This window comes from Dickeya undicola (assembly GCF_000784735.1).
GTDB lineage: Bacteria > Pseudomonadota > Gammaproteobacteria > Enterobacterales > Enterobacteriaceae > Dickeya > Dickeya undicola.
This window is the reverse complement of record NZ_JSYG01000032.1, coordinates 12275-30133: the sequence shown is the minus strand read 5'-3', so window position 1 is coordinate 30133 and position 17859 is coordinate 12275. Positions and strand designations below refer to the sequence as shown.

General features: G+C 55.5%; 16 protein-coding genes. 13 read left to right on the top strand and 3 right to left on the bottom strand.

All coding sequences use genetic code 11. The features are described from left to right. Nucleotides 1–10 precede the first annotated feature (10 nt). Together kdpA and kdpF are read right to left on the bottom strand one after the other, a co-directional pair. Nucleotides 11–1696, bottom strand: coding sequence for a potassium-transporting ATPase subunit KdpA (gene kdpA / locus OB87_RS14145; RefSeq protein WP_033570072.1), 1686 nt, complete (start codon nt 1694–1696; stop codon nt 11–13). Then, nucleotides 1696–1785: a K(+)-transporting ATPase subunit F gene (gene kdpF / locus OB87_RS14140; protein ID WP_023637686.1), complete on the bottom strand. Its 90-nt coding sequence runs from the start codon at nt 1783–1785 to the stop codon at nt 1696–1698. Before kdpF ends, kdpA begins: the two co-directional genes overlap by 1 nt. 387 nt (nt 1786–2172) lie before the next feature. Between kdpF and OB87_RS14135 the strand changes: the two genes are divergently transcribed. From OB87_RS14135 to pxpA, 7 genes are all read left to right on the top strand, one after another. Then, nucleotides 2173–2379: a YbfA family protein gene (locus OB87_RS14135; protein WP_123251218.1), complete on the top strand. Its 207-nt coding sequence runs from the start codon at nt 2173–2175 to the stop codon at nt 2377–2379. A gap of 265 nt (nt 2380–2644) precedes the next feature. Then, nucleotides 2645–3604, top strand: a complete 960-nt coding sequence (locus tag OB87_RS14130; protein ID WP_033570070.1) for a YbgA family protein — start codon at nt 2645–2647, stop codon at nt 3602–3604. A gap of 28 nt (nt 3605–3632) precedes the next feature. Beyond that, nucleotides 3633–5063: a deoxyribodipyrimidine photo-lyase gene (gene phrB / locus OB87_RS14125; RefSeq protein WP_033570069.1), complete on the top strand. Its 1431-nt coding sequence runs from the start codon at nt 3633–3635 to the stop codon at nt 5061–5063. A gap of 31 nt (nt 5064–5094) precedes the next feature. After that, a complete protein-coding gene (locus OB87_RS14120) occupies nt 5095–5838 on the top strand; it encodes a type 2 GTP cyclohydrolase I (RefSeq protein ID WP_033570068.1) in 744 nt (247 codons plus the stop codon). Nucleotides 5839–5907: 69 nt separating this feature from the next. After that, a complete protein-coding gene (gene pxpB / locus OB87_RS14115) occupies nt 5908–6567 on the top strand; it encodes a 5-oxoprolinase subunit PxpB (RefSeq protein WP_033570067.1) in 660 nt (219 codons plus the stop codon). Beyond that, on the top strand, nt 6561–7490 hold the full coding sequence (gene pxpC, locus OB87_RS14110) for a 5-oxoprolinase subunit PxpC (RefSeq protein ID WP_033570066.1): 930 nt from the start codon (nt 6561–6563) through the stop codon (nt 7488–7490). The genes pxpB and pxpC overlap by 7 nt, the downstream gene beginning before the upstream one ends. After that, nucleotides 7480–8217, top strand: coding sequence for a 5-oxoprolinase subunit PxpA (pxpA, locus tag OB87_RS14105; RefSeq protein WP_033570065.1), 738 nt, complete (start codon nt 7480–7482; stop codon nt 8215–8217). The genes pxpC and pxpA overlap by 11 nt, the downstream gene beginning before the upstream one ends. Before the next feature lie 87 nt (nt 8218–8304). On the opposite strand, the gene OB87_RS14100 is transcribed toward pxpA, so the two are convergent. Continuing rightward, nucleotides 8305–9591 carry a citrate synthase gene (locus tag OB87_RS14100; RefSeq protein ID WP_033570064.1) on the bottom strand — a complete coding sequence of 429 codons (1287 nt, stop codon included), beginning with the start codon at nt 9589–9591 and terminating at the stop codon, nt 8305–8307. A 647-nt stretch (nt 9592–10238) separates the two neighbouring features. Between OB87_RS14100 and sdhC the strand changes: the two genes are divergently transcribed. The 6 genes from sdhC to odhB all read left to right on the top strand — a co-directional run bounded on the left by sdhC (nt 10239) and on the right by odhB (nt 17762). Then, complete coding sequence (sdhC, locus tag OB87_RS14095) at nt 10239–10628, top strand: succinate dehydrogenase cytochrome b556 subunit (protein WP_033570063.1); 390 nt, start codon at nt 10239–10241, stop codon at nt 10626–10628. Next, nucleotides 10622–10969, top strand: coding sequence for a succinate dehydrogenase membrane anchor subunit (sdhD, locus tag OB87_RS14090; RefSeq protein ID WP_033570062.1), 348 nt, complete (start codon nt 10622–10624; stop codon nt 10967–10969). The genes sdhC and sdhD overlap by 7 nt, the downstream gene beginning before the upstream one ends. Then, nucleotides 10969–12735 (top strand): succinate dehydrogenase flavoprotein subunit, encoded by a 1767-nt coding sequence (gene sdhA, locus OB87_RS14085; protein WP_033570061.1) that lies wholly within the window; start codon nt 10969–10971, stop codon nt 12733–12735. Before sdhD ends, sdhA begins: the two co-directional genes overlap by 1 nt. A gap of 18 nt (nt 12736–12753) precedes the next feature. Then, nucleotides 12754–13470 carry a succinate dehydrogenase iron-sulfur subunit gene (locus OB87_RS14080; RefSeq protein ID WP_033570060.1) on the top strand — a complete coding sequence of 239 codons (717 nt, stop codon included), beginning with the start codon at nt 12754–12756 and terminating at the stop codon, nt 13468–13470. A 240-nt stretch (nt 13471–13710) separates the two neighbouring features. Further along, the gene (gene sucA, locus OB87_RS14075) at nt 13711–16518 is read left to right on the top strand and encodes a 2-oxoglutarate dehydrogenase E1 component (RefSeq protein WP_033570059.1); all 2808 of its coding nucleotides are present in this window, start codon (nt 13711–13713) and stop codon (nt 16516–16518) included. A 17-nt stretch (nt 16519–16535) separates the two neighbouring features. Further along, nucleotides 16536–17762, top strand: a complete 1227-nt coding sequence (odhB, locus tag OB87_RS14070; protein WP_033570058.1) for a 2-oxoglutarate dehydrogenase complex dihydrolipoyllysine-residue succinyltransferase — start codon at nt 16536–16538, stop codon at nt 17760–17762. The last annotated feature ends 97 nt before the right edge of the window (nt 17763–17859 follow it).

Genomic DNA, 17859 nt, shown 5'->3' with positions numbered 1-17859 from the left:
TTTCTCCGGCTCAGTGAACCAGACTTGACTGTAAATGCTCGGCAACTGGACCCAGTGCCAGGGCAGGAATAAAGTTCAGCGCGCTAATCAGCAAAATAATGGTGATCAGCAGACCGATGAACAGCGGGCCTCGGGTGGACAACGATCCTTTGGTTTCCGGCTGGCGTTTTTTCGCCACCAGTGAACCGGCGATCGCCAGCACCGGAATCAGCGACGAGAAGCGGCCCAGCAGCATCGCGATACCCAGCGTCGGGTTGTAAAACGGGGTGTTGACGCTAAGGCCGCCAAAGGCGCTGCCATTGTTGTTAGCGGCAGAAGAATAGGCGTACAACACCTCGCTAAAGCCATGCGCGCCGGGGTTCAGGATGCCAGCACGGCCGGCTTCGGTACCGAGCGCCAGCGCGGTGCCCAGCAGTACCAACGCCGGGGTGATCAGAATCGCCAGCGCCGCCATTTTCATTTCCCAGGCTTCGATTTTCTTACCGAGGTATTCCGGGGTTCGGCCGATCATCAGCCCGGCAATAAACACGGTCAGCATCACGAACACCATCATGCCGTAGAAACCGGAACCTACGCCGCCGAAGATCACTTCGCCTATCTGTATCAGCCACATGGGGATCAAACCGCCCAACGCGGTAAACGAGTCATGCATGGCGTTGACCGCGCCGCAGGAGGTGGCGGTGGTGATGGCGGCAAAAAAGGCTGATGTCAGAATGCCGAAACGGGATTCCTTGCCTTCCATGTTTTGTGCGCTGTCCGCGCCCAGCGACAACAGATGCGGGTTGCCACTGACTTCGGCGTACATCACTACTGCGGTGGCGGCGATCAGCATCAGCGACATCGCCCACAGCAGGGTATGGCCCTGATGACGGTCATTCACCACCCGGCCAAAGGCAAAGCACAGCGCAGCTGGAATCAGCAGGATGGACAGCAACTGCACGAAGTTGGTCAGCGCATTCGGGTTTTCGAACGGATGAGCCGAGTTGGCACCGAAAAAGCCGCCGCCGTTGGTGCCCAGCATTTTAATGGCTTCCTGCGAGGCCAGTGGCCCCATCGGCAGCACTTGTGATGCGCCTTCCAGCGTAGTCACATGCTGATAGGGCAGGAGGTTCTGAATACTGCCTTGGCTAATAAAGAACAGGCTGAGCAACAGAGAAATCGGCAGCAGCAGATACAGAGTGATACGCAGCAGATCCAGCCAGGCGTTGCCCAGGTCGTGGGTGGTACGGCGGGCGAAGGCGCGCATCAGCACAAAAGCCACGGCGATGCCGGTGGCGGCAGACAGGAAGTTCTGTACCGTCAGCCCGACCATCTGGCTGAAATAGCTCAGGGTATTTTCCCCGCTGTAAGCCTGCCAGTTGGTGTTGGTCACAAAGCTTATCGCGGTGTTGAGCGCCAGATGCCAGGACAGGCCCGGCATCTGCTGCGGGTTCAGTGGCAGATGATCCTGATACGCCAGTATCAGGAACAGCAGCACGATACCCAGCAGGTTGAACACCAAAATCGCGCCAGTGTAGTGTTGCCATCCCATTTCACGGGTTGAAAAACCACACAGCCGGGCCACGCCCTGTTCGTAACGGCGCATACAACCGGTTTCACCTTCCACCAGCCGTGCCATAAACTGGCCGAGCGGCTGTGCCAGCACCAGCAGGATCGCAAACAGGCTGACGATCAATAAAAAAGCATCGCTGGACATCAGAATTCCTCCGCGTTGAGCAATGCATAAAAAAGATAAACCAGCAGTAGAACCACCAGCATACCGCCTGCCATCAGGCCAATATTCACAGGTCACCTCCAACGGTGTTAACTCGCTATCATCCGGTTGTTTCCCTTCTCAGGTACGCCTGGGAAATGGGATTCTTCCTACGACGCTCAGGCTACGCAGAGCGGAAAAAAGAAGGTGCAAATTTCCATGAAGCAGGCGTAAAAAAAGTATAAAAATGATGAAATATTCGGCGGTTAGGCTACCGCTGTGTTGGATAAAAAGGCTCGTGTCGGCCCATTTCAGCAGGGGGTTGTTTAGCCTTGTTGGCGGTAACGATTGGGAATCAAAAAATTAACAATGATTTAACTTATTGATGTTGGTGGAAAAATAGTTAATTCTCGTGTTGTTATCTGGTCCGATGAGTGTAGGATTTAATCAGAGGTCAACCGTTTTATCAGGAGGCGTTAATCATGTCCTATGTTGTTTATCCTTGGTATCGGGTGGTTCTGCGCCGCATCGGTGTGGTGCTGGTCGGGATTCTGGCACTACCGGTGATGCTGTGCTGGCGTGGCCGTTCCCGTTTTTACAGCTATCTGCATCGCGTTTGGCTAAAGACCAGTGAGAAACCGGTGTGGCTGGAACAGTCGGAACATGCCGCTGGCTACTTTTACTGATTAAACCCGTTCATTCAGGAAAGCCGCAGGGCGGCTGTTCTTCCTTTCTACGCTTCCTATGCCGTTGTTATTGCTCGTGTCTTCTTTTTCCGTTTCTTTTGCTGAATATCTGACCGCTTCCCTCTGCGTAGCTGTAGCGCGCTCTGCTATGATTTTGCCAGTCATCGCGGTGCGAATGCGCTGACTTTGGCGTTTATACGCCGGGAAAGCCGGATAATTCCGCTATGCTATTGAGATAGCACTCTCTTTTAATAAAGGGGACACCATGACAGCCGATCTGATTCCCGTTGGTATCAGTGCCTGCCTGCTTGGCAATCCGGTACGCTTTGATGGCGGCCATAAACGACTGACCTTTGCGGTTGAGCAGCTTGCTCCCTATTTCCATTTTGAACCGGTATGCCCAGAGATGGCGATCGGTTTGCCGGTGCCGCGTCCGGCGTTGCGGCTGGTCAAGTCGGACGACGGGCGTCTGCACCTGCTGGCTAGCAATGGCTCCGGGCTGGATGTGACGGATAACATGGCCGCGTTTTCCACTGAAAAGGCGGCGGAACTGGCGCACCTATGTGGTTATATCGTCTGCGCCAAATCGCCGAGCTGTGGCATGGAGCGGGTTAAAATTTATGATGCCGCTCAGAACAACGCGCGTAAAAGCGGGGTGGGGCTGTTTACCCAACAAATAAGGGAAACGCTGCCGTGGTTGCCGGTGGAAGAAGATGGCCGCCTGCATGATCCGGCGCTGCGTGAAAACTTCATCGCACGGGTTTATGCATTGCATGAATTCAACCAGTTATGGAAGAACGGGTTGAGTCGCGGTGCGTTGATGAGCTTCCATAGCCGCTACAAGCTGCTGCTGTTAGCGCATTCGCAGCCGGAATACCGAAAACTGGGACCATTCGTTGCAGCGATGGATCAGTGGGATTCGCTGGAAGCGTTTGCGGCAGAGTACCGGCTGCGGTTTATGACGCTGCTGTCGCGCCCGGCAAGCCGACGCAATCACACCAATGTGCTGATGCATGTGCAGGGGTATTTTCGTCGCCAGTTGACCGCGGGACAGCGGCAGGAACTGACTCAGTTGATCGATCGTTATCGTCAGGGGATGCAGCCCTTGCTGGCACCGCTCACCCTACTGCGTCATTACATGACGGAGTACCCGGATGCCTGGCTGGCGCAACAGCGCTATTTTGACCCTTACCCGGAGGCGCTGCGGTTACGTTATGGACACTAATTTTTTCGCCGTACGTTAAGGATGGTTCATGACCACACATCTGGTCTGGTTTCGTCACGATTTACGCCTTACCGATAATTTGGCGTTGCACGCCGCCTGCCAGGATCCCGACGCACGGGTTGAGGCGGTATTTATCGCCACGCCACAACAGTGGGCCAGCCATGAGATGGCTCCCTGTCAGGCGGCGTTTTTGTTAAACAATCTGCGTAGTGTGCAACAGGCACTGCGGGAGAAAGGCATCCCGCTGCACTACCAGCAGTGCGATGATTTTGCCGCCAGTGTTCGCTGGCTGGCTGATTTCTGCCGCGAGCGTCAGGTGACGCGTCTGTTTTACAACCGCGAATATGAATGGAATGAGCGTCAACGTGATCAGCAACTGGAACTGGCGCTAACCGGTGTCACTGAATGCCGGGGATTTGACGACAGCCTGCTATTGCCGCCCGGTAGCGTAGTCACTGGCGCTGGCGATATGTACAAGGTGTTTACGCCATTTCGCACTGCTTTTCTCAAACGGCTGCAACAAGGCGATGTCGGTTCGGTGCCTGCGCCGACTGCGCGCCAACAGGGCGACATCGTTCTGGCGTCGCTGGCACCGTTCGACTATCCGCAAACCGACGTTGATGCCGATTTTCCGGCTGGCGAGTCGGCGGCCTTGCAGCGCCTGCGCCAGTTTTGCCGTGAGCAAGTGATGTTTTATCATGAGCAGCGCGATCTACCGGCGCTGGCCGCTACCAGCAAGCTATCGCCGTATCTGGCGTTGGGGGTACTGTCGCCGCGTCAGTGTTTCAATCGTTTAACGATGGAACATCCGGACTGGCTGGTCCGGCCAGAAAGTGGTGCATTTACCTGGTTCAATGAGCTGGTGTGGCGCGAGTTTTACCGCCATCTGCTGGTGTTCAGCCCGGCGTTGTGCAAACACCAGCCGTTTATCGGTTGGACGCGGCGGGTGGCATGGCGCCACGCGCCAGACGAACTGGCAGCGTGGCAACGGGGGATGACCGGTTATCCTATCGTTGATGCGGCGATGCGTCAGTTGAACCAGACTGGCTGGATGCACAACCGGTTACGGATGATTTGCGCCAGTTTTTTGGTGAAAGATCTGCTGATCGACTGGCGTGAAGGCGAGCGTTACTTCATGAGCCAACTGCTGGACGGCGATTTGGCCGCCAATAACGGCGGTTGGCAGTGGGCGGCATCCACCGGCACCGACGCCGCGCCTTATTTTCGTATTTTCAACCCGACGACGCAGGGCGAGCGCTTCGACCCGGAAGGCGTGTTTATCCGGCGCTGGGTGCCGGAGCTGGCGCAGGTTCCGGGCAAGGCCGTTCATCAGCCCCACGATTGGGCTGTACGCCAGCAGCAGCGTATCGACTATCCCTTGCCGATGGTTGATCACAAACAGGCACGCGCACGCACGCTGGCGGCATTTGAAGCCGCGAAAAGCGGCGAAACGGCATGATCGCCACTCAAGACAGAAAGGAGCACAAGCTATGCGTAATACCGAACTGGAAAGCCTGATCAACGGTTTCCTCAATGTGGCGGCGTTTCAGGACTACGGGCCCAACGGGTTGCAGGTGGAAGGGCGCAGCGAAGTGCGGCGTATCGTCACCGGCGTCACCGCTTGCCAGGCATTGCTGGATGCTGCCGTGGCGCAGCAGGCTGACGCGGTGCTGGTGCATCACGGCTATTTCTGGCGTAACGAACCGGCGGTAGTGCGCGGCATGAAACGCCAGCGTCTGAAGACCTTGTTGGCAAATGACCTCAACCTGTACGGCTACCACCTGCCGTTGGACGCGCATCCGGAAGTCGGTAATAACGCCCGTCTGGCGGCGATGCTGGGGATCCGGGGGCTGGGCGAGATTGAATCGCTGCTGCCATACGGCGAACTGCCCGAACCTTGCAGCGGCGACGATTTGCGCCAGCGGCTGGAAGCGGTACTGGAGCGGCCGGTGCTGCATAGTGGCGACAACGCGCCTGCGCAGATCCGGCGTATCGCCTGGTGTACCGGCGGCGGGCAGAGCTTTATCGATCAGGCGGCTGACTTTGGCGTCGATGCCTTCATCACCGGCGAGGTATCGGAGAAAACCATCCACACCGCCCGTGAAATGGGGCTGCATTTCTATGCTGCGGGTCATCACGCTACCGAGCGGGCTGGGATCCGCGCACTGGGCGAATGGCTGGCGTCACAACATGGCTTTGACGTGACATTCATTGATATCCCTAACCCGGCGTAATTGAGCTGTTAGAGGCCGTCGATCATGACGGCGGTGGGATGAGGAAGCCGACATCGGGCTGGAGGAAAGATGCAACGTGCACGCTGTTATCTGTTGGGTGAGAAAGCGGTAGTGTTGGAACTGGAGCCACCGCTGCGACTGGAAAGCCAGCAACGAATCTGGGGGCTGGCGGAGCGTCTGGCCGGGCACGACGACGTGAGTGAAGTCATCCCCGGTATGAATAACCTGACGGTGGTGCTCCGTCATCCTCGTCAGCAGGCGCTGGATGCTATTGAACGGCTGCAACGCTGGTGGGAAGAGAGCGAGTCGCTGACCGATGTGCCACAGCGCGAGGTGGTGATTCCGGTGATCTACGGCGGCGAACAAGGGCCAGATCTGAACGTGGTGGCGGAGCATTGCGGCATGACCGCGCAACAGGTGGTGGAGCGTCATGCCGCCGGGCGTTATGTGGTCTACTTCCTCGGTTTCCAACCCGGTTTTCCGTATCTCGGCGGGTTGGATGAGGCGTTGTCCACACCGCGACGCGCTGAACCTCGGGTGTTGGTGCCCGGCGGTTCGGTCGGGATTGGCGGCAGCCAGACCGGTGTTTACCCGCTCAGTACACCGGGCGGCTGGCAGTTGATTGGCCGCACTTCGCTGGCGCTGTTCCAGCCAACGCAGACGCCACCTACGCTGTTGCGGCCGGGTGATCAGGTACGCTTTGTTCCGCAGCGGGAGGGAATATGCTGAAGATTATCCGGGCAGGGTTGCAAACCACGGTGCAGGATCTCGGGCGTCCGGGGTGGCGGCAATTGGGCATCAGCCAGTGCGGTGCGTTGGATAACCCAGCGTTGAAACTTGCCAATTTGCTGGTGGCAAATGACATGAACACCGCGGCGCTGGAAATCACGCTGGGGCAACTGGTTGCTACCTTCACCACACCGTGCTGGGTTGCGCTGACCGGGGCTGATTGCCACGCCACTCTGGACGGCAAAACGTTATGGACCGGCTGGTGTTTTGCGGTGAAACCGGGGCAGACGTTGCGACTGCGTTCGCCACGTAACGGTATGCGTAGTTATCTGGCGATTTCCGGCGGAATTGATGTGCCGGAGGTGCTGGGATCTCGCAGTACCGACCTGAAGGCGGGAATCGGTGGGCTGGAAGGACGCCCGTTGGCGGACGGCAATGTTTTGCCGCTGGGAAAGGCGCGGCGTTTGCCCAGCCGTTCTATCGGGGTTAAACAACTGCTGTTCAGCAATCGGGTGCGTGTGTTGCCAGGACCGGAGTATCAGGAGTTCAGCGAAGCGGCGCGCGACAATTTTTGGCGTACCGGCTGGCATCTCAGCCCGCAAAGTAACCGTATGGGCTATCGCCTGCTGGGGCCGACGCTGATACGTGAAAATCATCGGGAAATGCTGTCCCACGGCCTGCTACCGGGGGTGATTCAGGTGCCTCACAACGGCAAGCCGATTGTATTGATGGCGGATGCTCAAACGACCGGGGGTTACCCGCGCATCGGTTGTGTGATTGACGCTGACCTATACAACATGGCGCAGTTGCGTCTGGGCGAACCGGTCCATTTTATTCGCTGCTCGCCGGATGACGCGTTGCGGGCATGGCAGGAGCAACATCGTTATCTGGAGCAGTTGGCCTGGAGGCTGCATGGTAATTGATTTGAATGCTGACCTGGGAGAAGGCGGTCAGCACGATGAGGCACTATTACAGTTGATCAGTTCCGCCAATATCGCCTGCGGCTTTCATGCCGGTGATGCTGACCTGATGCGTCAGTCAGTGCGCTGGGCTATCCAGTATGGTGTAGCGATTGGTGCGCATCCGAGCTTTCCCGACCGCGAAAACTTTGGCCGCTCGGTCATGAATCTGCCGCCGGAAACGGTTTATGCGCAGGTGGTGTATCAGATTGGCGCGCTGGCGGCGATCGTTAAGGCTGAAGGGGCTCGCCTGTTTCACGTTAAACCCCACGGTATGCTCTACAATCAGGCCGCACGCGATCCCGCGCTGGCGGATGCCATCGCTCGTGCAATAGCGGCGGTGGAGCCATCGTTGTGTCTGGTCGGGTTGGCAAACAGCGAACTGATTCGGGCCGGTAAGCGGGCTGGATTGAAGACGCGTCAGGAGGTGTTTGCCGATCGCAGCTATCAGGCCGATGGCTCGCTGGTGCCGCGCGATCAGCCTTCTGCTGTGATCAGCAGCGATGAGCTGGCATTGGCCCAGACGCTGGAAATGGTGCAGCGTCAGCGAGTTCGCGCCAGCAATGGCAGTTGGGTCGCGGTGCAGGCGGAAACGGTCTGTCTGCATGGCGACAATGCCCACGCGCTGATCTTTGCGCGTCGGTTGCGAGAAAGCTTCACCCAGTATGGCATACAGGTTACGGCCCGGTAGCGAGAGCCAAAACCTGAATATCGTTATACCCTAAAATAGAAAAGGCCGGGCTAGATGCCCGACCTTGATTGACTCACCGTAATGGTATTAGCGTTTGGTGATTAACGGTTCGAAATCACGTTCGTCGTGGCCGGTGTACAGCTGGCGCGGACGGGCGATCTTCAGACCTTCGCCGTGCATTTCGCTCCAGTGAGCGATCCAGCCGACGGTACGGGCCATCGCGAAAATCACTGTGAACATGGTAGATGGAATGCCCATGGCTTTCAGGATGATGCCAGAGTAAAAGTCCACGTTCGGATAGAGTTTGCGCTCAATGAAGTACGGGTCGTTCAGCGCGATGTTTTCCAGCTCCATCGCCACTTCCAGCAGGTCATCCTTGGTGCCCAGTTCTTTCAGCACTTCATGACAAGTCTGGCGCATCACGGTGGCGCGCGGGTCGTAATTCTTGTATACGCGGTGACCAAAGCCCATCAGGCGGAACGAATCGTTCTTGTCCTTGGCGCGTTTGATGAAGGCCGGAATATGCTCGACGGAGCTGATTTCTTCCAGCATACGCAGACAGGCTTCGTTGGCACCGCCGTGTGCCGGTCCCCACAGCGAAGCGATGCCCGCGGCGATACAGGCGAACGGGTTTGCACCGGAAGAGCCAGCAGTACGCACGGTGGACGTAGACGCGTTCTGCTCATGATCAGCATGAAGGATCAGGATGCGGTCCATGGCGCGTTCCAGCACCGGATTGACGACATATTCTTCGCACGGCGTAGCGAACATCATGTGCAGGAAGTTACCCGCATAGGACAGGTCGTTACGCGGATACACGAACGGCTGGCCGATGGAGTATTTGTAGCACATGGCCGCCACAGTCGGCATTTTCGACAGCAGGCGGTAGGCCGCGATTTCGCGGTGACGCTCGTTACTGATGTCCAGCGAGTCATGGTAGAACGCCGCCAGCGCACCCGTCACGCCGCACAACACCGCCATGGGGTGGGAATCACGGCGAAAACCGTGGAACAGGCGGGTGATCTGCTCGTGAATCATGGTGTGGCGGGTAACGGTAGTCTTGAAAGTGTCGTATTGTTCCTGCGTCGGCGCTTCGCCAAACAGCAGGATATAACAGACTTCCAGATAGTTGGATTTTTCCGCCAGCTGCGCGATAGGGTAGCCACGGTGCAGCAGTACGCCCACATCGCCGTCAATATAAGTGATTTTGGATTCACAAGATGCGGTAGAGGTAAAACCGGGGTCAAACGTGAAATAACCTTTAGAACCGAGGCTACGAATATCAATTTCGTCGTTGCCAAGCGTACCAGATAGGACATTTAGCTCAATAGACTCTTTACCGTCTATAGTAAGCGTTGCTTTTTTATCAGCCATTTACAGTCTCCTTAGCGCTTTAATCTTTAATTTTAAAAATTCGTCACTGCAGAAATACCGTCATGCCCGCACGCTGGACAAAGTAAACAGACCAGACGTCACTCTGCGGTCTGCAAGAAGACCGGGGTACAGAGTTGACCCGATGTCAGGCGGTCACAGTCAGGGTGAACACGTTGCTCTCCCAGCTGGGGTATTACCCCTGTCCTGCTCTAATTGTAGCTAGTACCTATCACTTTTCCGGGGACTTTGTTTCCCACTGTTACATAACTTTGATGAATGGGAAAGCGCTACCGATGAGCTTTAACAAGGCAATGGGTTTCTTGGGTCCTAGTTGTAATTTAAATGTTTAAGATTTGTCAAATCAGATAATTAATTTTATATAAATTGTGAAATTCGTGATCTTAATCACTGTTCAGGGCAAATGTGCCCAAACAGTTTGTAGGGTAATTGTAATAAGAATGTGAAGTGCCTATACTGCCGCCAGGTCTCCGGAATACCCTGCAGTAGGAGCACCCAGTGTGATCGGTTTGTGTGGCTGAAGAAAAGGATCATGATTCAGGCGCGCATTGACAGAGACAAACATCATCTCACCGTCCACACTGTCTGACCCCACAACAGGTCCGGAGGAAGAAAATAATAAAAGCTGTGTGGGCAAACCCGTGAAAAAACAAAGACCTGTCAATCTGGATCTGCAGACGATCCGGTTCCCCGTTACCGCGATAGCATCTATTCTTCACCGTGTCTCCGGCGTTATTACGTTTGTTGCTGTGGGTATTCTATTGTGGCTGCTCGGCCTCTCCCTCTCTTCACAGGAAGGGTTTGTCCAGGCGGCAGCCATCATGGACAGCTTCATCGTGAAATTCATTGTCTGGGGCATTCTGACCGCGCTGGCCTATCATATTGTAGGTGGTCTGCGCCATCTGCTGATGGATTTTGGCTATATCGAAGAAAACTTCGCGGCGGGATCACGTTCTGCAAAATTCTCTTTCATTATTACTGTCGTGCTTTCATTTTTGGCTGGAGTCCTCGTATGGTAAGCAATGCCTCCGCATTGGGGCGTAATGGCGTACACGATTGGTTATTACTTCGCGCTTCTGCCATCGTCATCGTGCTGTATGTCCTGTATATCGTTGGTTTTGTGGCCAGCGCCGGTAACATCACGTATGAAATCTGGCGTGGTTTCTTCGCCATGCATCTCACCAAGGTGTTCACCCTGCTGACGTTGTTCGCCATTTTGGTCCATGCCTGGATCGGGATGTGGCAGGTGCTGACTGATTACATCAAACCGCTGGCTGTCCGGCTGACGTTGCAGCTGGCTATCGTGGTCGCGTTATTGGTGTATGTCATTTATGGAACTGTTGTGGTGTGGGGTGCGTAATGAATTTGCCAGTCAGAGAGTTTGATGCCGTTGTTGTCGGCGCGGGTGGTGCAGGTATGCGCGCCGCGCTGCAGATTTCCCAAATGGGCCTGTCCTGTGCCCTGTTGTCGAAAGTATTCCCGACCCGTTCCCACACTGTCTCCGCTCAGGGCGGAATTACCGTGGCGCTGGGGAATTCCCACGAGGATAACTGGGAATGGCACATGTATGACACCGTGAAAGGTTCCGACTATATCGGTGACCAGGATGCGATTGAATATATGTGTAAAACCGGTCCGGAAGCGATTCTGGAACTGGAGCACATGGGGCTGCCGTTCTCACGTCTGGATGATGGTCGCATTTATCAGCGCCCGTTCGGCGGTCAGTCCAAGAATTTTGGTGGTGAGCAGGCTGCCCGCACCGCAGCGGCGGCGGACCGTACTGGTCACGCGTTGTTGCACACGCTGTATCAGCAGAACCTGAAAAACCACACCACCATCTTTTCCGAATGGTATGCACTGGATCTGGTGAAAAACCAGGATGGTGCGGTGGTGGGATGTACCGCCATCTGTATCGAAACCGGTGAAGTTGTTTATTTTAAAGCCCGCGCCACCGTGCTGGCGACCGGCGGGGCTGGTCGTATCTATCAATCCACCACTAACGCCCACATTAATACAGGCGATGGTGTTGGTATGGCGCTGCGTGCCGGTGTGCCGGTGCAGGATATGGAAATGTGGCAGTTCCACCCGACGGGGATCGCCGGTGCTGGTGTGTTGGTGACCGAGGGGTGTCGCGGCGAAGGTGGTTACCTGCTGAACAAACATGGCGAGCGTTTCATGGAACGCTATGCGCCGAACGCCAAAGACCTGGCGGGACGCGACGTAGTAGCGCGTTCGATCATGATCGAAATTCGTGAAGGTCGTGGCTGCGATGGCCCGTGGGGTCCGCACGCTAAACTGAAGCTGGATCATCTGGGCAAAGACGTACTTGAGTCACGTCTGCCGGGTATTCTGGAACTGTCCCGTACCTTTGCGCACGTAGACCCGGTGAAAGAGCCGATTCCGGTTATCCCAACCTGCCACTACATGATGGGGGGGATTCCGACCAAGGTTACCGGCCAGGCGCTGACCGTGAACGAGAAGGGCGAAGACGTGGTCATTCCGGGTCTGTTCGCTGTGGGCGAAATCGCCTGCGTCTCTGTACACGGTGCTAACCGTCTGGGGGGCAACTCGCTGCTTGACCTGGTGGTATTCGGTCGTTCCGCCGGTATGCACTTGCAAGAGTCGCTGGCCGAGCAGGGCGATACCCGTGATGCCAGTGATTCCGACGTCGACGCCTCACTGACGCGCCTCAATCGCTGGAACAACACCCGTTCCGGTGAGGATCCGGTGGAGATCCGCAAAGCACTGCAAGCTTGTATGCAGAATAACTTCTCGGTATTCCGTGAAGGTGATGCGATGGCGAAAGGGCTGGAAGAGCTGAAAGTCATTCGCGAGCGTCTCAACAACGCCCGTTTGGATGATACTTCCAGTGAATTCAACACCCAGCGCATCGAATGCCTGGAGCTGGATAACCTGATGGAAACCGCTTACGCCACTGCAGTATCAGCAAACTTCCGCACTGAAAGCCGTGGTGCTCACAGCCGCTTCGACTATCCTGATCGTGATGACGAGAATTGGTTGTGTCATTCGCTGTATCAACCGCAAACCGAAAGCATGACGCGCCGTGAGGTGAACATGCAACCCAAATTGCGCCCGGCATTCCCGCCGAAAGTGCGTACTTATTAATTGCGCGGAGAGAAAGCGATGAAAGTTGAATTTTCCGTTTATCGTTATAACCCGGATGTCGATAGCGCACCGCGTATGCAGGACTATACGCTGGAAGCGGAAGAAGGCCGCGACATGATGTTGCTGGACGCGTTGATTCTTCTGAAAGAACAGGATCCGACGCTGGCGTTTCGCCGCTCCTGTCGTGAAGGGGTGTGTGGTTCTGACGGTCTGAACATGAATGGCAAGAATGGGCTGGCGTGCATTACGCCGGTGTCCACCCTGCGCAACGGTAATAGCAAAATTGTGATCCGTCCCCTGCCGGGACTGCCAGTTGTGCGTGATTTGGTGGTGGACATGGGACAGTTCTATGCCCAATATGAGAAAATCAAACCTTACCTGTTGAATAATGGGAAAAATCCGCCAACGCGTGAGCATTTGCAAGCGCCGGAACAGCGGGAAAAATTGGATGGGCTGTACGAGTGCATCATGTGTGCTTGCTGCTCCACATCCTGCCCATCGTTCTGGTGGAACCCGGATAAGTTTATCGGGCCTGCTGGTCTGCTGGCTGCGTACCGTTTCCTGATCGATAGCCGTGATACGGAAACCAAAGCGCGTCTGGATGACCTGAATGACGCTTTCAGTGTATTCCGCTGTCACAGCATCATGAATTGCGTCAGCGTTTGCCCGAAAGGATTAAACCCAACGCGCGCCATCGGCCATATCAAGTCGATGTTGTTGCAGCGTAGCGCCTGAGTTTCAGACGCATGTAACAAACCGGTTCCCCCGCAATAGGCGGGGGAACTGCAGGAAACCTTTAAAAACCGGCTTATGCGCCTAAACCGTTTTTTAAAGGTTCCTTCAGGATAGGAATATCCACAGCGTGCGTAATCAGGCACAGCAAGTGAACCGTTTTACGGCAACCCGTTTTATAACGGCAATATAAGACATGTTAACCACGGCGAAAACTGAAGCTTATTAGCTTAAGGGATCACAATGCAGAACGGCGCAATGAAGGCCTGGCTGGATTCCTCCTATCTGGCGGGCGCGAACCAGTCCTACATAGAGCAGCTCTATGAAGATTTTTTAACCGACCCGGACTCTATCGATCACAGCTGGCGTTCGATTTTTCAACAACTTCCTACCACTGGGGTTAAACCGGATCAACTTCACTCCAAAACTCGCGACTATTTCCGCCGTTTGGCGAAAGATGCTTCGCGTTATACCTCTTCCATTACCGATCCTGATAGCGATGCCAAGCAGGTTAAGGTATTGCAGCTGATTAACGCTTTTCGTTTCCGTGGTCATCAGCATGCCAATCTTGATCCGCTGGGCTTGTGGAAACAGGAGCACGTAGCGGATCTGGATCTTACCTATCACAACCTGACAGAAGACGATCTGAAAGAGAGTTTTAATGTCGGTTCGTTCGCCATCGGCAAGGAAACCATGCAGCTTGGCGAGCTGTACGCCGCGCTCAAGCAGACCTACTGCGGTTCGATTGGTGCGGAGTACATGCACATCACCAATACCGAAGAAAAACGCTGGATCCAACAGCGCATCGAGTCGGTGGTGGGGCAACCGAGTTTTACTGTCGAAGAAAGAAAACGTTTCCTGAAAGAGTTGACCGCTGCCGAAGGGCTGGAACGCTATCTGGGTGCCAAGTTCCCTGGCGCTAAGCGCTTCTCGCTCGAAGGGGGCGATGCGCTGGTGCCGATGCTGAAGGAAATCATCCGTCACGCGGGTAAAAACGGTACACGCGAAGTAGTAATGGGGATGGCCCACCGTGGACGTCTCAACGTGCTGGTGAACGTGATGGGTAAAAAACCCCAGGATCTGTTCGATGAGTTCTCCGGCAAGCACAAAGATCACCTCGGCACCGGTGACGTGAAATACCATCAGGGTTTCTCGTCTGATATGGAAACCGAAGGTGGCAAAGTGCATCTGGCGCTGGCGTTTAACCCGTCGCATCTGGAAATCGTCAGCCCGGTAGTCATTGGGTCGGTACGCGCACGTATTGATCGTCTGGACAACCCCAGCAGTGCGCTAGTACTGCCGATCACCATTCACGGTGATGCCGCGATTGCCGGTCAGGGCGTGGTGCAGGAAACCCTGAACATGTCCAAGGCCCGCGGCTACGAAGTGGGCGGTACTATCCGTATCGTCATCAACAACCAGATTGGTTTCACCACATCCAATCCGCGAGATGCCCGTTCCACCGAATACTGTACCGATATCGGCAAGATGGTGCAGGCACCGATTTTCCACGTCAACGCTGACGACCCGGAAGCGGTGGCATTTGTCACCCGCCTGGCGCTGGATTTCCGCAACACCTTCCAGCGTGATGTTTTCATCGATCTGGTGTGCTACCGCCGTCACGGCCATAACGAAGCTGATGAGCCGAGTGCCACCCAGCCGGTGATGTACCAGAAGATCAAGAAACACCCGACACCGCGTAAAATCTACGCTGATCGCCTGGAGCAACAGCAATTGGCGACGTTGGAAGACGCCACCGAGCTGGTCAATCTTTACCGCGATGCGCTGGATGCCGGTGAGTGCGTGGTAGACGAGTGGCGTCCGATGGATATGCATTCCTTCACCTGGATGTCTTATCTCAACCATGAATGGGATGAGCCTTATCCGCACAAGGTTGAAACCAAACGCCTGCAGGAACTGGCGCACCGGATCAGTGAAGTGCCGGAAGCGCTGGAAATGCAACCGCGTGTCGCCAAGATTTATAACGACCGCAGTGAGATGGCAGCGGGCGAAAAGCTGTTCGACTGGGGTGGTGCGGAAACGCTGGCTTACGCCACATTGGTGGATGAGGGCATCCCGGTGCGTTTGTCCGGTGAAGACGCCGGGCGCGGTACGTTCTTCCATCGTCATGCGGTGGTGCATAACCAGAAAGGCGGCTCTACTTACACCCCGTTGGCGCATGTACATAATGGGCAAGGTGTGTTCAATGTCTGGGACTCGGTGCTGTCTGAAGAGGCGGTACTGGCATTCGAATACGGTTATGCCACTGCCGAACCACGCACATTGACTATCTGGGAAGCCCAGTTCGGTGATTTCGCCAACGGCGCGCAGGTGGTGATTGACCAATTCATCAGTTCCGGTGAGCAGAAATGGGGCCGTATGTGTGGCCTGGTGATGTTGCTACCACACGGCTACGAAGGTCAGGGACCGGAGCACTCCTCTGCACGTCTGGAGCGTTACCTGCAACTGTGCGCAGAACAGAATATGCAGGTGTGTATTCCGTCCACGCCAGCGCAGGTCTACCACATGCTACGCCGACAGGCGCTGCGTGGTATGCGTCGCCCTCTGGTGGTGATGTCACCGAAATCACTGCTGCGTCATCCGCTGGCTACCTCCACACTGGATGAACTGGCGAACGGTCAATTCCAGCCTGCAATTGGGGAAATTGATGAGCTGGATCCGAAAGCAGTGAAGCGTGTCGTGCTGTGTTCTGGCAAGGTCTACTATGATTTACTGGAACAACGTCGCAAGAATGAACAGAAAGATGTGGCGATAGTGCGTGTTGAACAGCTGTATCCGTTCCCGCATCAGGCCGTGCAGGCCGCGTTGGAACCGTTCGCCCACGTACATGATTTTGTCTGGTGCCAGGAAGAGCCGCTGAACCAGGGCGCGTGGTACTGCAGTCAGCACCACTTCCGTGAGGTGATTCCTTTTGGTGCCTCGTTGCGGTATGCCGGTCGTCCGGCCTCTGCTTCACCCGCCGTCGGCTATATGTCCGTACACCAGAAACAACAACAAGCTCTGGTTGATGACGCGCTGAACGTTAATTAAATGAATAAGGATAGATAATGAGTAGCGTAGATATTCTTGTCCCTGACCTGCCGGAATCGGTAGCTGACGCGACTGTGGCTACCTGGCACAAGAAACCGGGCGACAGCGTCCAGCGTGATGAAGTGCTGGTAGAAATTGAAACCGACAAAGTCGTGCTGGAAGTACCGGCAATTGAAGCTGGTGTGCTGGAAGTCATACTGGAAGATGAAGGTGCTACGGTGACATCTCGCCAGATTTTGGGGCGTTTGCGTCCCGGTGACAATTCTGGCAAAGAAACCAGCGAAAAAGCACAGAGTAAAGAGTCGACGCCTGCACAGCGTCACACTGCCGGGCTGGAAGATGAAAATAATGATGCCCTGAGTCCGGCTATCCGTCGTCTGATTGCCGAACACGATCTGGATGCGGCTGCGATTAAGGGCAGCGGCGTGGGTGGACGTATTACCCGTGAAGACGTGGAAAAACATCTGGCTGGTCAGAAATCGGCTGATAAAAAGGTGGCTGCACCTGCCGCCGCACCGGCTTCATCAACACCTGTTCTGGGCAATCGCAGCGAGAAACGCGTTCCCATGACTCGTCTGCGCAAGCGTGTGGCAGAACGTCTGCTAGAAGCTAAAAACAGCACCGCTATGCTGACTACGTTTAACGAAGTCAACATGAAGCCGATTATGGATCTGCGTAAGCAGTATGGCGAGGCGTTCGAGAAACGCCACGGCATTCGCCTGGGCTTTATGTCCTTCTATATCAAGGCAGTTGTAGAAGCCTTGAAGCGTTTCCCGGAAGTGAATGCGTCCATTGATGGCGAAGATGTGGTTTACCACAACTACTTTGACGTCAGCATCGCGGTATCGACCCCGCGCGGTCTGGTGACGCCGGTACTGAAAGATGTCGATCTGCTGGGTATGGCCGAGATTGAGAAGAAAATCAAAGAACTGGCGGTGAAAGGCCGTGACGGCAAACTGACCGTTGAAGAGCTGACCGGCGGTAACTTCACCATCACCAACGGTGGCGTATTCGGTTCTCTGATGTCAACGCCGATCATCAACCCGCCGCAGAGCGCGATTCTGGGGATGCACGCCATCAAAGATCGCCCGATGGCGGTGGATGGTCAGGTTGTGATTTTGCCGATGATGTATCTGGCATTGTCCTACGATCATCGCCTGGTCGACGGCCGCGAATCGGTCGGTTTCCTGGTTACCGTTAAAGAGATGCTGGAAGACCCGGCCCGCTTGCTGCTGGATGTCTGACGCCTTGCAGTGAAAGGCGGCTGGCCTGCGCCCTGCCGCCTTTATTATGTGCTATGCAGGCCGTTGCGAATGCGCAGCGGCGTTATCCACGACAGAG

What these genes read in the sequence shown, in the direction of transcription:
- OB87_RS14100 (WP_033570064.1), bottom strand. Translation starts at nt 9,591, where the DNA reads ATGGCTGATAAAAAAGCAACGCTTACTATAGACGGTAAAGAGTCTATT.
- sucA (WP_033570059.1), top strand. Translation starts at nt 13,711, where the DNA reads ATGCAGAACGGCGCAATGAAGGCCTGGCTGGATTCCTCCTATCTGGCG.
- pxpB (WP_033570067.1), top strand. Translation starts at nt 5,908, where the DNA reads ATGCAACGTGCACGCTGTTATCTGTTGGGTGAGAAAGCGGTAGTGTTG.
- odhB (WP_033570058.1), top strand. Translation starts at nt 16,536, where the DNA reads ATGAGTAGCGTAGATATTCTTGTCCCTGACCTGCCGGAATCGGTAGCT.
- sdhD (WP_033570062.1), top strand. Translation starts at nt 10,622, where the DNA reads ATGGTAAGCAATGCCTCCGCATTGGGGCGTAATGGCGTACACGATTGG.
- kdpA (WP_033570072.1), bottom strand. Translation starts at nt 1,696, where the DNA reads ATGTCCAGCGATGCTTTTTTATTGATCGTCAGCCTGTTTGCGATCCTG.
- phrB (WP_033570069.1), top strand. Translation starts at nt 3,633, where the DNA reads ATGACCACACATCTGGTCTGGTTTCGTCACGATTTACGCCTTACCGAT.
- pxpA (WP_033570065.1), top strand. Translation starts at nt 7,480, where the DNA reads ATGGTAATTGATTTGAATGCTGACCTGGGAGAAGGCGGTCAGCACGAT.
- pxpC (WP_033570066.1), top strand. Translation starts at nt 6,561, where the DNA reads ATGCTGAAGATTATCCGGGCAGGGTTGCAAACCACGGTGCAGGATCTC.
- sdhA (WP_033570061.1), top strand. Translation starts at nt 10,969, where the DNA reads ATGAATTTGCCAGTCAGAGAGTTTGATGCCGTTGTTGTCGGCGCGGGT.
- OB87_RS14120 (WP_033570068.1), top strand. Translation starts at nt 5,095, where the DNA reads ATGCGTAATACCGAACTGGAAAGCCTGATCAACGGTTTCCTCAATGTG.
- OB87_RS14130 (WP_033570070.1), top strand. Translation starts at nt 2,645, where the DNA reads ATGACAGCCGATCTGATTCCCGTTGGTATCAGTGCCTGCCTGCTTGGC.
- OB87_RS14080 (WP_033570060.1), top strand. Translation starts at nt 12,754, where the DNA reads ATGAAAGTTGAATTTTCCGTTTATCGTTATAACCCGGATGTCGATAGC.